Origin of the sequence: Ciceribacter sp. L1K23, assembly GCF_018122705.1 — a bacterium.
Classification (GTDB): Bacteria; Pseudomonadota; Alphaproteobacteria; order Rhizobiales; family Rhizobiaceae; genus Allorhizobium.
In genome coordinates this window covers 402380-417529 of record NZ_JAGRRC010000001.1, presented here as the reverse complement: position 1 = coordinate 417529, position 15150 = coordinate 402380, and the positions used below count along the sequence as shown (strand labels likewise).

The window sequence follows — 15150 nt, the reverse complement described above, 5'->3', positions numbered from 1 at the left end:
TGCGTATCGTAAGTGACGGAGAGCGAGGGGCGGCGATGGAAGAGACGATTTCACAGTACATGCTCAGGATGGGAAAATTCGAATTCTTCCTGGTCAGCATGGATATCGAACTTGCGCATGTCAGTGGTGTGAACCAGGCCGTCATGGGGGTGAACTGGACACGTCTCGCCCAGCGGGTCGAAAACCGCTACCCGTTCGCACAGTTCGATTTTGATCATCCTCCCATCCGGATGTTCAAGGAAACGGCGCCCCAGTTTCTGGTGAAGTCCGATCGGGGGGGCCTTAAATGGGATAGCGACGACGCGGCCATCGACTCGTGGGATCGGCTTTTTTCGAGGAGCTTTGCGCAATTGAGGAACAATATCGCGCATGGCAACAAGGCCTTGATGCCTGCGGCCTTTACCCATGAAAGGACAGAACAGTTCATCGCAGCTGGCCATGCGCTTATGGATTTCGTCGGGCAGGCGATATTCCATTGTGGGGACTGGGACGGCCCGATCGCATTCAGATGATCCAACAACAAGATTTGAATAGTAGCATGGAAATGTTCTCTGCCCTTAGCCAGTGGATAGACCGTAAGGTGCCGCAACCGCCGTTTCGCGATATTGCCAACATCGAACTCGATGCAGATATCGGATGCAACGTGGCGCTCGACACGTGGCTTCCTCTCCACCGTGTCCATACCATCAAGGCCCAAAGTCTTCAGGCTTCCTGGCAGGAAGTGCGCTCCTACGTGCAGCATGCCTGTGAGGTGATCGGAGCTGACGAGCCTCTCTTCATCGACAAAGAGGAGAGGGGAATGATCCTCAATCAATGCGGAGATCCACCCCTTCAGTCCTGCCCGCTCTATTTTATCACGGTGCAGCAGGATCAGGAACCCGAAACCATCGTCTATATCGGCAAGACCTCGTCGAGGTCGAAGCGTTTTTCCGGCGGTCATGCAGCGATATCAAAGCTGCATGATCCCAAATTCACTGCGGCTGAAAAGCGCCTCTATCTTGGCTGCGTAACATTTCTGGACAAAGCCGGCGACTATGTACCCCTCGAAATGATCCAGCCCTTGGGGGCGGCAAGGAAGCTGCTTGGCGACCTTGAAATGCAGCTCATTTACCACTTCCAGCCGGAGCTGAACACGGATGGCAAAAGCCAGCGCCGGTGCAAACTCGAGCAGATTGTTCACATCCAGGGGCTGGAAAACTGGAATAAGGACCATTTCCTCTATCCAGGTGAACGATATGCGTTCGATAAACCCTGAATGTCCGGGTGCGGACGCGCGCAAAGCCGTGCCTTTGCCGAGCCGATCGGTGCGGCGGAGACGATCAACAAATATACCGGCCGCCTGATCGTGGCGCTGATCGAAGAACTGCAAAGGCGCGGCCTCAGTGTGCGTCGCGCCGACCTGATCGTCGAGAAAGTCGATGGCACGAAACAGGCGATCCGTGCCGGCACGGTGAAGCCGGTTCGCGATATTGCCTGGCTCACCAAGCTGTTCCGCGACCGGACCGAGAAGATCGAGCCTGGCTTCGGGATCGAGAAGCTGACCCTGGTCGCGGTGATGGCCGAGCCGCTCGAGGAACGGCAGAGATGCTAGTCGCTCGTCGAGGACGAGGTCATCGACGTCACCCCGCTCATCGACATCTTTGGCAACCGAGGTCAGAAGGTCTACCGCTTGGCTCCGGTCGCGTCCGATGTCCCGGAGCGTTCGGTTCAGCGGATCAAGGCTGCGGCAGATCCGATTGAGGTGTCATGGACCAGCCATTGGCGGCGGTCGGTCCGGTTATTGACGCATCCGGAGCCGATCGAGGCCATCGCTTCGCTGCCGGACGGGCCGCCGGTCTCGATCGTCTGGCGCGGCAAGCGCAGAAAGTTCCGGCGGGCAGACGGTCCAGAGCGGATTTTCGCGGAGTGGTGGCAGCTCGATTCCGAGATGGGTCTTGAGACAGGGTCGCATCGCTGGTTCATGCACGGTATATGGCCGGTCTGGTTTTGGTGCGGCAAGAGCCTGGATCGGCGAAGGGGGTGATGTTCATCACCATCGAGGATGAGACTGGCCCCGCGAACCTTGTCGTCTGGCCGACGCTATCCTACAAGCGCCAGAGCGTCGTGCTCGGCGCGTCGATGATACCGATCAACGGACGGATACAGCGTGAAGGTGAGGTGGTCCATCTCGTCGCGCAACAGTTCTTTGATTTGTCGGAAGACCTTGTAGCGCTTGCCGATCGCGATGAAGAGTTCAAGCTGCCCACCAGCCGTGGCGATGAGTTTGCCCATAGTGGCGGGCCTGATCCACGCGATTCACCGAGACAGGTAGCACGACCAAGGGACATGTTTGTGCCTGACCTTCATATCGATACGCTGAAGGTGAAGAGCAGGAATTTTAAATGAAACTCGGTTGGCAGAATAACGGGTCGTTGATACGAGTCCCTTCAACTGCAAATGATTGTGAAATAGCCTGGCATCCAGTTCGTCTTCTTTCACGGGATACTGTTTGCCGCTTCTTTATTCGTTTGCTCCACGAGCGCGGACCAAAAGCGTGAGTGCACAGAACCCAAGTGCCGCAGTTGCGGGCAAAACCATTCAAAAAGTTATTCTGGTCCTAATATTAGTCTTCTTAAAGTTGAGAAACGTCGCTAATCTCCCGCTAGGGGGATATGACGATGCAGTTTTCAGAAATGAGTGGCACGGAGAACCAAGAGGTCAGTAAGCCCGACAATCCTGCCATTGTTGCCGATATTGCCGCATGCTTCACCTATGCGTCCTACCAGAACGCAATCCCGGTCATCCGATCGATCTCGGTCGAGAACAATACGGACAGACACTTCGAGAACTGCCGCATAGAGCTGACGGCGTCGCCAGCTTTCCTGCGGCCGAAGTCATGGATCGTTGATCGCCTGGTGCCGGGGGATCGGCTTGTGCTCGCAGATCGAAAAGTGGAATTCGATCCAGGGTATCTCTCGGGGCTGAACGAAGCAGAGCGCGGCGAGATCACACTTCGCATTGCATCCGGCGGACAAACTCTGGACGAGCGGCGCCTTCCCGTCAGACTGCTTGCACGCGACGAATGGGGAGGAGTGGCCGACATGGTGCAGCTGCTCCCGGCCTTCGTTATGCCCAACGATCCTGGTGTGGCCACCGTTTTGCGAATGGCTGCGGAAAGGCTCAATGCTCATGGCCATTCAGGCGGACTGGATGGGTACCAGTCAAACAATCCCCAGCGCGCCTATATGCTGGCTGCGGCAGTCTACTCAGCGATTGCCGGGACCGGGTTGCACTATGCCGAGCCGCCTGCAAGCTTCGAGAATCGCGGCCAGAAGATCCGGCGTCCGAGCACGGTCGCTGAGGAGCGGCTCGCCACCTGCCTCGATACCACGCTTCTTTTCGCCGCCGGGTTGGAAGCCGCTGGGTTGAACCCCGTGATCTTGATGTTCGAGGGGCATGCTGCCGTTGGTGTGTGGCTTGCGAAGAGAACCTTCGCTCATGCCGTAGAACCGGACCAGATGGAGGTTCGCAAGGCCTTGGCGTCGCGCGAGTTGATCGTCTTTGAAACGACCGGCGTGACACATCGGCCTGCCATGACGTTTGAAAGCGCGCTTCGGGCACTGGACGGCCGGCTTGGAGTGGACGAGGCCCATGCTTTTGTGGCCGCCATTGATGTCAGGCGATCGCGTAGCGGCGGTATCATGCCGCTTGCCTCACATGAGCCTATCCGCCGCAATGTTCAGGAGGATGACTCGGCCCTTGTGGCCGACTTGCCGCTTCCCTCCGCCCCCAGTTTTGCTGAGATGCCTGCTGAAACCGTTGAGGTAAAACCAACCAACGCTGCCGGTCGCATCGACAGATGGCAGAAAAAACTGCTCGATCTCACACTTCGCAATCGACTTCTCAATTTCCCGGATTCCAAGAAAACGATCCCATTTCTCTGCACGGACGTGGCTTATCTCGAAGATCGGCTGGCGAACGGCGCAGCAATACGCATCATATCCTTGCCTGAGCAGAACCCGCTCGGTGAACGGGATGCAGCACTTTATCGGGATGTCCATGGCCGGGATCTCCAACGTGGCTTCGCGGCGGAAGCATTGCTTCGGGACGAGTTGCCCTCGCCCCTCGACGTGCGCCAGCTCGAAGCTCGGTTGATCGATCTCTATCGGCAGGTTCGCAACGATTTTGCCGAGGGTGGCGCCAACACTCTTTTTCTGGCAGTCGGATTCCTCAGGTGGAAGAAGAAGCTGGAAGACGAGCGCAGCTATCGTGCGCCGCTCCTACTTGTCCCAGTCAAACTTGAGCGCCGCAGCGCCAGTTCACGCTTCACCATCCGCTTCCATGAAGATGAGCCGCGTTTCAATGCGACTCTTCTACAGTTTCTGGAACGGGATTTTGACCTGTCCCTCCCACAATTCCACGGCGACCTGCCGCTCGACGACAATGGGATAGACGTGCCGCGCGTATTCTCATTGATGCGCCAGGCAATCCGCGATGTTCCGGGGATGGAGGTTGTGGACGAAACGGCCCTGTCGACCTTCTCCTTCGCAAAATTCCTGATGTGGAAGGATCTCGTCGAACGCACCGACGCCTTGCGCGAGAACAGGGTCGTTCGGCACTTGATCGACACGCCTGAGCAGGCCTTTCATGAAGGAAGCGGAGAAACGACGTTCCGCGACGAGCGCGAGCTCGATCAGGCTTATGCGCCAGCGGACATCATCTGTCTTCTTCCATCAGACTCGTCGCAAACGGCGGCAAGCTTGGCCGCAGCCGAAGGGCGGGATTTTGTCATCGTTGGCCCGCCCGGCACGGGTAAGAGCCAGACGATCGCCAACATGATCGCCAACTGTCTTGCCGTTGGAAAGACGGTGCTGTTCGTCGCTGAAAAGACGGCCGCGCTCGACGTGGTTTATCGCCGCTTGCGGACACATGGTCTTGGAGATCATTGCGTCGAACTGCACTCGAACAAGGCTGATCGCCGCCATTTCCTGGGTCAACTGAAAGCGGCTTGGGAGCATGGTGGACGGAATGATGCGTCCCAATGGATCGCGATCAACGAGCGCCTTCGGTTGCGTCGCGACGAGCTGAACGCCTATGTCGGCGCACTGCACAGACGCTACTCAAACGGATGGACGCCGTATCTCGCGTTGGGCATCGCTCTCAAAGCTGCGGAGGCGCCTGCACCAGGCTTGTCGTGGTTGGAACGCGACGCACATGACTCACAGACGTTACGCGAGCTCGAAGAGCTCGCCAGCGAACTCGGTCTCGTCTTCGGTTCGGTTGAACGTCAGCCGGCACTCGACCTCATCAATGTCAACGAATGGAGTTCCGGCTGGCAGGATGGCGTAATTGCGGCAGCACAGTCGCTGCTGAATGCGATCGAACTGCTGGTTGACTCGGCGAATGGATTTGTCGCCCGCCTTGGCCTCAAACCGCAGGAGCGGCTGTCACGAATTGAGCTGCAGGCACTGTTAAGCTTGGCAGGGGTGCTGCAGAAATCGCGGGGCTATGACGTATCGATCGTCTTTGATCGGGATTTTCCCCGATGCGCGGAAGCGCTGCAAAGTCTCGCCAACTCCATCAATGCCTATCGAGAAGCAGAGCGCGGGGCTGCTGCTTCCTACAGTGCCGCCGCCGTCCGCGACCTCGAGGCTGACGTCCTGGATCGTCAGTGGCGTGAGGCCAGTGCTTCATTCTGGCCGAATGCGATGCTGGGCAAGCGTAAGGTTCAGAAGCTGCTCCAGGGCCATGCCGAGCAGGGTTCCGTGGATCCGGAACGGGATCTTCCCCTTTTGCGGCGCATGAAGGATTGCCTTTCAGCGATCGATCAGAATCTCTTGAACGGCAAGCCTCTGCCGGTCGATGGTCTGGCGACAGAGGTTGGTGCCGTTGCGGCGGTGCTGGACATCGCGCGGGAGCTACGTGCGATAATCCCGTTACCGGGCCGCGATCAGGAAGAGACCCGGACGACGCTCCGCGCTCTTGCGCCGTGTCTTCGTGCGGTGGTCCAAGACGATGTGGTCCGGCATGCAGGCGGCAGGTTGCTGGCGGCGGTCGACGGCATGAAGGAGGCGCAAACGCGCTTCAGCACGATAGCCGGGCGCGACAGTCTTTTTGGGAAGGATGGTGCCGACCTCGCGACGCTGAGGGACAAACTCGATGCCCTTATCGGCGCAAGGCACCTGCTTCGTGATTGGTCAGCCTGGTGCCGGATCAGAAATCAGGCGGTGCAGGCGAATCTGTCATCGCTGGTCGAACAGCTCGAAACAGGCGCCATCCGATCTGATGAAACACGGGCTGCGTTTCGCCTGGCCTATGCCAGGTGGTGGCTTCCAAAGGTCCTCGATGCCGACCCGATTTTGCGAAACTTTAGGCGTTTTCAGCACGAGAACGCGATCAGTGAATTCCGCGACATCGACGATCTCGTGCGCTCACATGCGACCTCGCGCGTCATCAGTGCGATCGCCCACGGATTGCCGCCCGTGCAAAGCGTTCCCCGCAATTCAGAGCTCGGGCTGCTGCGCTATCAGATGGAATTGCAGCGACCGAGCCAGTCCATACGGGACATGATCAGCAAGATGCCGCAGAACTTTTCCAAGCTCGCGCCCTGCATGCTGATGTCACCCTTGTCGATCGCTCAGTATCTACCACCGAACCAGGCGTTGTTCGATGTTGTGATTTTCGATGAGGCGTCGCAGATTACGACCTGGGATGCGGTGGGCGCGATCGCGCGGGCCCGTCAGACGATCATCGTCGGCGATCCAAAGCAGCTGCCGCCGACGAACTTCTTCGGACGCAACGAGGAAGAGGAGGACGTCGCTGACCACGAGAAGGACCTAGAAAGCATTCTCGACGAAGCGAAGGCTGCCGGTATCCCGACGCGCGATCTGCGATGGCACTATCGCAGCCGAAGCGAGTCCCTGATCGCCTTCTCCAATCATCATTACTATCAGAACCGGTTGGTGACTTTTCCGTCGCCGGTCGTCGAAGACCGTGCCGTGCATCTGCGGAAAGTCCCAACGGGGGTCTATGACCGCGGTAAGAGCCGCACCAATCGACCAGAAGCGGATGCTGTCGCAAGAGAAGCCGTTTCTCGAATGAAGGCATGGCTGAAGCTGCCGGAAACCGATCGCCCGACGTTGGGAGTGATCACCTTCAACGGGCAGCAGCAATCGCTGATTCTTGATCTTCTTGACGCCGCGCGCCGCGAGGAGCCGGAACTTGAGTGGTTTTTTGCCGAAGAACGGGTGGAGCCCACCATCGTCAAGAACTTGGAGAACGTTCAGGGCGATGAGCGTGACGTCATTCTTTTCTCGATCACCTTCTGGAAGGATACCGCAGGCAAGCTGACGATGGACTTCGGTGCGCTGAACCGCGATGGAGGCGAACGTCGCCTGAACGTCGCAGTCACACGTGCCCGGCAGGAACTTGTCGTGTTCTCGGGATTCACGGCCGACCAGATCGACCCGACACGCACCAAAGCACTGGCCGTGCATCACCTCAAGACTTTCCTCGACTATGCCGAGCGCGGTCCGGTCGCCCTGCCGGCTGCCGATATCGGCTCTGTCGGCGGTTTCGAGTCTCCTTTTGAAGAGGCGGTGGCAGCGCAACTGGAACGGCGTGGCTGGCGCATTGTGCCGCAGGTCGGCATCTCCGGATTCCGGATTGATTTCGGCATCCGCCACCCGGACCTAGCTGGCACTTTCCTTGCGGGCATCGAATGCGACGGTGCGACGTATCACCGATCAGCCACCGCCAGAGACCGCGACAAGGTCCGTGAACAGGTGTTGAGAGGTCTCGGTTGGAATATACTCCGCGTCTGGTCGACCGATTGGTGGTTCGATGCCACAGGCTGCGCCGAGCGGCTTCATAACAGCCTGGAGGCCCTATTGGAGGAGAGCCGGGCACGTCGTACTGCAGAAACAGAAAGCGCTGTGACCCATTGGGATATGGGACACGAGGTTGAAGGGACGGAAGAAAATCGTATCGACGATACTACGATGTCCGTTCAGCCGATCGAGTTGCCGTCGGTCGCCTTCGAGACCGAAAGCGTTTCTGCGCAGGCGCGGCCACTGTCCGGTAAGCCCCAAACTCCGGAGATGCCACCCACTCCCACCTTGGCCGGCGACAAAACTTCGAACGAGCGGGGATACAAGGTCACCGATCTTTCCAGTTTCCGAGCCGAGCCAGATCAGTTTTTTGAATTTGGCTATCGCGATACCCTGCGTAGGATGATCGAGGCAGTCATCGAAACCGAAAGTCCGTTGCGCGCAGACATTCTTGCCCAGCGTATATCCCGGGCGCATGGCTGGTTGCGCACGGGCGGGCGGATCCGGGAGCGGATAGATCTCCACCTCCGCGGTTATGACAAAACAAAGGAGTCGAGCGGCGAATTCATATGGAAGGCGGGCACCGTTTCAAAGATCATGCCCTATCGGCAGCCGACCAGCGAGGAAGCGCGCAGGTCGATCGCAGATATACCGCTTGCGGAACTCGCCTCCGTCGTCTCCGACAATCCAGATCTGCTGGATCAGCCAGATCCGGCGCGTGATCTGGCTCGGCTGCTTGGTGTCGAGCGCCTCGCCGCCGTTTCCCGCACAAGGCTGGACGAAGCAATTGCAGTGGCGCGGTCGCACGCGTCAATCATCCAAACACCTGAGTAGTCATGTTTCGACTCATCCATTCTAGCGATCTTCATCTTGGAAAGCGTTTCGGCAACTTCGAGGGTGACTTGCCCAGCCGCTTGCGGGAAGCAAGACACTCTGTAATCACGCGGCTGGCTGCACATGCCCGCGAGCAAAACGCAACAACGGTGCTTCTCGCAGGAGACACCTTCGATACCGAGACGCCTGCTTCGCACGTGCGACGCCAGGCTTTTGCCGAGATGGCGCACGATCCCGCGATCAGATGGGTCATCTTGCCCGGAAATCACGATTCCCTGCAGGCCTCCCAACTCTGGACGACGCTGAAGGCAGAAGTGCCTGAAAACGTCGTGCTCGCGGTCGAGCCCTGGCCGATCGAATTGGCGAGCGATGTCGCCCTGTTGCCCGCACCGTGCACCACCCGTCGCCCCGGCCGAGACCTTACGGAATGGATGGATGGTCAAGCCACGCCCGATGGGACGCTGCGAATTGGGCTTGCCCATGGCGCCATTCGCAGTTTTTCAGAAGAGGGAGCCTCTTCCGAGGTGATTGCACCAGACCGGGCAAGACGCGCAGGGCTTGATTATCTCGCGCTTGGCGATTGGCACGGCATGGTCAGTGTAGACCCGCGGACTCATTATTGCGGGACACCAGAGCCGGACCGCTTCAAGCATGACGTGCCGGGTACGGCTCTTCTGGTCACGATTGCCGGCTCGTCGAGCGTCCCAGATGTTCAGGCGTTGCCCACCGCGACGTTCACCTGGCGTAACCTTGATCTTCATCTGCTCGAAAGCGACGCTCTAGAGCCTGCACTCAATTCTGTGCTGCCGGCTTTGCGGGAACGCAGAAACTCCCTCATCCGGGTGGTGGCATCTGGGCACACTCGCCTCGCAGCGCGCGCGGATCTTGTCGCCGCCGTTGAAAGGGCAGGTCCGGATTTCGCTTTTCTTGAACTAGATCAGGATGGGTTGATCACAGAATGCGAGCTGGAAGACCTTAACCAGATCGACCGCGGCGGCGCCCTCCGTGAAGCTGCCAACGCGCTGCTTGCCGAGTCTACAGATGAACGTCGACCTATGTCCGAGCGCGAGATCGCGCGAGGGGCCTTGATGCGCCTCTATTCCTACACACAGGCGATTTCGCCATGAAGATCTCAGCCCTTCGCCTTTTCAACGTCAAACGGTTTGCCGGTCGCGGTGTTGCCATCGAAGGCATTGGAGATGGTGTGAACGTGCTTTGCGCCGCCAATGAGTTCGGCAAATCGACGAGCTTCGAGGCCCTGCATGCACTCTTCTTCCAACCCCATTCCGGCACCCCTGGCGATGTTCAGAGACTGCGCCCCTATGGTGGTGGGAACCCGTTGGTCGAAGCCGATATCACGACCGGCGAGGGCAGCTTCCGAATTACCAAGCAGTACTATGGTGGGCGGTCAGCCCGTGTGGTGCATCTTGGATCCGGCCGTCTCGTCGCTCAGGCTGATGAGGCAGAGAACTTCATCAGCAGCCTCATCAGGGGAGGTACCTCCGGACCTGCGGGTCTCCTCTGGGTGCGTCAGGGTATCACCGGCATGGAGAAGCGAAGCCGGACCGAGGAGGAGGGGGAGAAACAGGTCCGTCAAGGTCTGCTCGAATCCGTCCAGGGCGAGGTGGAAGCCGTCACCGGCGGGCGCCGGATGGCCGAGATCATGGCGGCCGTGAAAGAAGCCCTGTCAGACATGGTCACGGCGACCGGGAGACCAAAAACTGGCGGTCGCTATGCGGCTGCGATCGAGGAACGGGATCGGCTTGCCGCGGATGAGGCGCGGCTGGCAGCCGAGGTGACCCGATTGCGCCAAGCGCTGGATCAACGCGCGACCGCAGCAGCGAGGCTTGTCGAACTCGACAGTCCTGCGGAAAGAGAAGAGCGCAGGACGGCCATTCAGGCAGCCCAGAGCAGGTTTGATGCCGCCAAGGCGCAGAACGAAAAACTGAAGACGGCAGAAGCGGAACTAAAGCTTGTCCGTGAAAGGCGAAACGCAGCAGAGCGGGAATTCAGGGCGTACACCGAAGCTCGGGAAAAGGCAGCTCTTCTTCACGGCAGTCTATCTTCTGCAGAGAGCAAGAGAGCCGAAGCGATCAAGCGGCGTCGAGAAGCGACTGATGCGATCGAAATGGCACGTGAGAACGTGGATCTCGCGGAGGCTGAGGAGCAGAAGGTCCGCGAGCGGCTAACCCACTTTGAGGCGGCAACAAAGGCACGTGAGGCGTTCGAGCGCCTGGCTGACCTGAAGCAGCGATTGGCCGAGGCGGAGAAGGTCCGTCAGAACATTGAAGAGGGTGAGGCTCAACTCGCACTCATGCAAATCCCGACAAAATCCATCGAAGAGCTGCAGGCATGCGAAGTCGAAATCGCCAAGTTGCGTGCTATCGATGAGGCAGTTCGCCCATCAGTCTCAATCCATTACGAGGCAGATGCGGCCGGAACGGTGACCCTCGACGGCAAGATTTTGGCAGATGGGGAAGACCGGACCTATGACGGACAGGCTCGTCTTGACGTCGCAGGAATTGGGACAATCACCCTGCGTTCGAACCGCCCCGGCCGGAACCACAATCAAATAGTGCAGGCAGAAGCGGTACGAACCGCTCTTCTTGCCTCAATGGGCGTCGATAGCCTCTCTGCAGCGCGAGACAGGCAGGCCAAGGCACAGCAGGCCGATGCTGACTTACGGGGGTTGAAAGACCGGCTGTCCTTCATTGCTCCAGAGGGCTTGGCGAAACTGAGAGAGGAAGTCGAAGCAGGTAACACCATCAGCCTTGAGGGTCTCGACTTGGATGAGGATCCGGCGCTCCTACGCACTGCGCTTGCACAAGCAGAAGAACGCCGCAAGCAGGCACGCCTCGCCCTGCGTGAAGTCGAGCCAGACCAGTCTCGTGCCGATGACGCGTTCGTCGTCGCTGAAACAACGCTGGCGTCTCTGATTTCCGATCAGGCGCAGTTTGCTGCGATCCTCGGGCCTGAAGAAGCGCGTGCTGAGCGTGGGCGCTCGTTGTTGGCTACGCTCATCGATCTGGATCAATCGCTTTCGGAGGCTGAGGCCCATGCCCTCAAACTCGGCACAGATGCCGGTGATCTCGCGTCAATCGAGGCGGCGCTGACGCGCGCTCGCTCGGTCGAAGCTGCGGTCGACAAGGAGATCAATGCGCTTCGGGAGACCATGGCCGGACTGAACGCAGAGATACGGGCACAATCAGAAGAGGCCGTGGAAGAGAAGTGGCGGGAGACTTCGGAGGCACTCACTGCTGCGAACGCGCGGATGGCTGCATATGAGAAGGAGGTGGCTGTCCTCCAGCGCGTGACCACCGCCTTGGAAAATGCCAGGTCCGAGGCTCGGGAGCTCTACCTCAAACCTGTTATGGCTGAGCTCGGACCGCTGCTTCGACTGCTCTTCGACGATGTTGCGATCACCTTCGACGACAAGACGCTTCTACCCCAGACCATCCTGCGCAATGGGCAGGAAGAGGATGTCGATCGCCTGAGCGGTGGGATGCGGGAGCAGTTGTCCGTCCTGACGCGGCTGGCTTTCGCCCGGCTTCTCGCCCGCGACGGCCGCCCCGCACCCGTTATCCTCGATGATGCGCTGGTGTATTCGGACGACGACCGCATCGAGAAGATGTTCGACGCACTCCACAGGCAGTCTCGAGACCAGCAGATTATCGTGTTCTCCTGTCGCCAGCGGGCGTTTCAGAAGCTCGGAGGAAATGTGTTACACATGACAGATTGGCAGCCGTAGAGCTGCTTCGACAGCATTTGTTTGTCGAACGGATTCAGCTCATTATTGCCGATGAATTGGCCAAGCATTTGAAAAGACATATTTCTACTGCCTCTCGCAGGTGGTGGGTTCTCGGTTCGAATCCGTTCAGGGCGAAAGACGAGGACGCTCGGCTCAGATACAACAGGTCCTGAGTACCCGAGCCGAGCATCTCATTCGATCCTACGCAGCTTCCCAAACCTGATTGAGGATCTTTGCGGCCAGCGCGGCTTTGTCTTGCGGAAGGAAGCGACCGTAGTGCTGCTGAACTACATCGGGTGTATCCTGAATTGCGTAGCTCGCCTGCTCGTAGGATCCGGTCTGCTTCAGAATATGCGTCGCGAGAATATCCCGCAGGTTATGGGGGCTATGCGGCAACAAGCCTTTGATGGCACCCCGCCCGGTGTAAGGGTTGTAAATTCCATAGCGTTGGATGACTGTCCTCCAAGCTTCGTAGAACGTGGTCGAGTTGTAAGCTGCATCGGTGCTGTTGGTCTTCACCGTTTTGACGAACAGTGTTCCCGGGTCTCTGGCGCCTCCAAGAAGGACACCACGATGACGGTCGATATAGGCATCGAGATATTGGTAGAGGTCGAGCAGGTCCGGCAATATCAGCCGAAATGGTTTCTGTCCGAAGAAGGATGAACCGGAGTTTTTGAATGCGACCGACGGGATAAGGACCTCCCACCCTTGGTCGCGATCACTCCAGCGCAGCTCACCGCATTTCAAATCCTCCAGTCGGCGCTCTGACGTCGGATAGTGTCCGCGGGGGCAGACACGAAGTTGGCGAAGGTTCTTTTGCCGGAGCCCAAGGTGCAGGCCCAGGCGAAGCAACAGGAATGATCTAACGGCCTCGGCGGCCGGTCGAGGATATCTGGCCTCATCCGGCATACGTCTCACGATCTCGTCCGTGATTTTGCGATATTCCGCCAGCGGGCTGTCCGCTTCAAGTACGCACATGATCGGTTCAAATGGATCGCGATGCACGCGCGCCACTCGTTGGATCTCTTTGGAACGGTTAGCGGCATGTCGATGAAACGCATCACAGGCGCCATTCCAGTCGCGAGCTGCGAAATCGATTTCTTCCTGCTCAATCAAGCCGGCAATGGGCCTGACATTTCGAAGCAGCTCCGGATGCTGCCGGATCCAGCCGACGTCCGCGCGAGATAGGGCTTGGGCGACCATCAGCATGTCCTCTTCCCACTTGGTGTAGAAGCCACGTCGCTGCTCTCGCCACTGCAGATACCACTCCCAAACACCGGGAAAGACGAGAAGGCCGAAGCTCAACCGGCTGAGTGGCACACCAAAACCCTTCACGACACCGTTGGGCGATGCGGCAAGGGCACCAAACATCAAGCCGAGGTGCTCAATCTTCTGGGACGCCGTTTCTTCACCCCAGACGCCGCTCCGTTGGAATCCAATCGCCGTGAGCGTCGACGTTTTGAAGCGGATGAGATCGGCCATTTCCATGGCAAGTCTCGGTGGTGCATCGACAACGCCGGAGAGCAGATCAGGATCATCAAGTTCTTCGGCAACGTTCTGATTGGTGCCGGCCGCCGCGGCCAACGACCGAGAGGACAGAAAGCTGCTGCCATAGGTGACGCCGGGAAAGCGGATGGCATATCGCTGTTTGCTGGCCGCCGCCTGATAGCGGCGATATTCCGTAGAGCCGGAAATGATCACCCGGCGCACCCAATCTAGGATCTCCTCGCGCTTGGTAAAGGGAAGGCTGTTGAAGTCCTCGGGTAGGTGTAATGAAATCCGTCGACGCTCAGATGGGCTGATGTCTCCGAGATCGTGACCATAAAGCGAGCGCGCCTGATGCGGCAGTTTCTCTTTGAAATATCCTTCTGCAAGTCGATAGCGTCCCTCGATGCGGCGGAGAATATTGAAACTGGCAACGGATCGGGGCACACGCTCTCCCTGGATCCAGGATAGCAGCGTCTTATTGTCGAAGGTTTCATTCAGATGAACAACGGCGCGGTAAAGCTGCCAATAGGTTTCGCCGAACCGACGCATATGATAGACCAATGCATCTTGAAAGCTTACCGGGTCCTCTGTCGCGTCGAATAGTGGTTCCGGGAAAGGGCTGATCGGTTTTGGAGCAGGCCCACCTGGCGCCGGTTCAGATGGAAGAACCATGCCATCGGCCGTTGCACGTCGCGGCTTTCTGGTTGAAGGCGCGGAGGCTGCTTTTTTGGTGGGCGCCATTTTGTCCGGGCTAGCGGTCGAATTTGGTGGTCGTTGTTCTTCGACTGCTAGCGGTCCTTCTAGCCAACGGATGATTGCGTCCAGGCCTGGCTGGAGCTGCTTTTTCAGTCCTGCAGTCAGCTCAGCTTCGACATCGCAGGCCTGGCCTATAGCCGTCCAGTCGAGTTGGCCGCTCCTGAGCGGGGGCGATCTCCGATAGATGATCAAGCTCATCAGGAAGGGCCGGATGTTCTCCAGCACCCGTTTGGATGTGATCGGCGCGATACGCAGTTCGCAGAATTGGGATATTTTTCGCTGAAAATGACGTGATGAAAGATCGTGTTTGGGCATGCTCATTCCGTTTCCCTAGGCGATAGTGCCGAGGGCGAGCGGAAATATGAGGCGAGCTTTAACAAAGCATGTATAGGGCGTGTCACTTCTGATGGCGCTTGTCGTGTTATCTCCGATGTCGCCCGGATCAAAGCTCTGGAGTTCGACGTCGGCGTTAATTAAGCGCGCTTATCTAAGTCTGTCGATTAATTAAATGAAATG

General features: G+C 58.4%; 6 protein-coding genes and 2 pseudogenes. 7 read left to right on the top strand and 1 reads right to left on the bottom strand.

What is annotated here, in order from left to right; translation table 11 throughout:
* The first annotated feature begins 35 nt into the window (after window positions 1-35).
* The 7 genes and pseudogenes from J5J10_RS01890 to J5J10_RS01860 all read left to right on the top strand — a co-directional run bounded on the left by J5J10_RS01890 (window position 36) and on the right by J5J10_RS01860 (window position 12390).
* The gene (locus J5J10_RS01890; protein WP_211928585.1) at window positions 36-512 is read left to right on the top strand and encodes a hypothetical protein; all 477 of its coding nucleotides are present in this window, start codon (window positions 36-38) and stop codon (window positions 510-512) included.
* A gap of 26 nt (window positions 513-538) precedes the next feature.
* Window positions 539-1255, top strand: a complete 717-nt coding sequence (locus J5J10_RS01885) for a hypothetical protein (protein WP_211928584.1) — start codon at window positions 539-541, stop codon at window positions 1253-1255.
* Between the two features lie 24 nt (window positions 1256-1279).
* Window positions 1280-2023: pseudogene (locus J5J10_RS01880) on the top strand (DNA polymerase Y family protein); the annotation flags it as partial.
* A pseudogene (locus tag J5J10_RS01875) lies at window positions 1975-2385 on the top strand (OB-fold nucleic acid binding domain-containing protein); the annotation flags it as partial. The pseudogenes J5J10_RS01880 and J5J10_RS01875, both read left to right, overlap by 49 nt.
* Window positions 2386-2657: 272 nt before the next feature.
* Complete coding sequence (locus J5J10_RS01870; RefSeq protein ID WP_211928583.1) at window positions 2658-8642, top strand: DUF3320 domain-containing protein; 5985 nt, start codon at window positions 2658-2660, stop codon at window positions 8640-8642.
* 2 nt (window positions 8643-8644) lie between these two features.
* On the top strand, window positions 8645-9769 hold the full coding sequence (locus J5J10_RS01865; RefSeq protein ID WP_211928582.1) for a DNA repair exonuclease: 1125 nt from the start codon (window positions 8645-8647) through the stop codon (window positions 9767-9769).
* Window positions 9766-12390, top strand: a complete 2625-nt coding sequence (locus J5J10_RS01860; protein ID WP_211928581.1) for an AAA family ATPase — start codon at window positions 9766-9768, stop codon at window positions 12388-12390. The genes J5J10_RS01865 and J5J10_RS01860 overlap by 4 nt, the downstream gene beginning before the upstream one ends.
* 201 nt (window positions 12391-12591) lie before the next feature.
* Here J5J10_RS01860 and J5J10_RS01855 read toward each other — a convergent pair whose 3' ends face one another.
* Window positions 12592-14949 (bottom strand): hypothetical protein, encoded by a 2358-nt coding sequence (locus tag J5J10_RS01855; protein WP_211931106.1) that lies wholly within the window; start codon window positions 14947-14949, stop codon window positions 12592-12594.
* Between the last annotated feature and the right edge of the window lie 201 nt (window positions 14950-15150).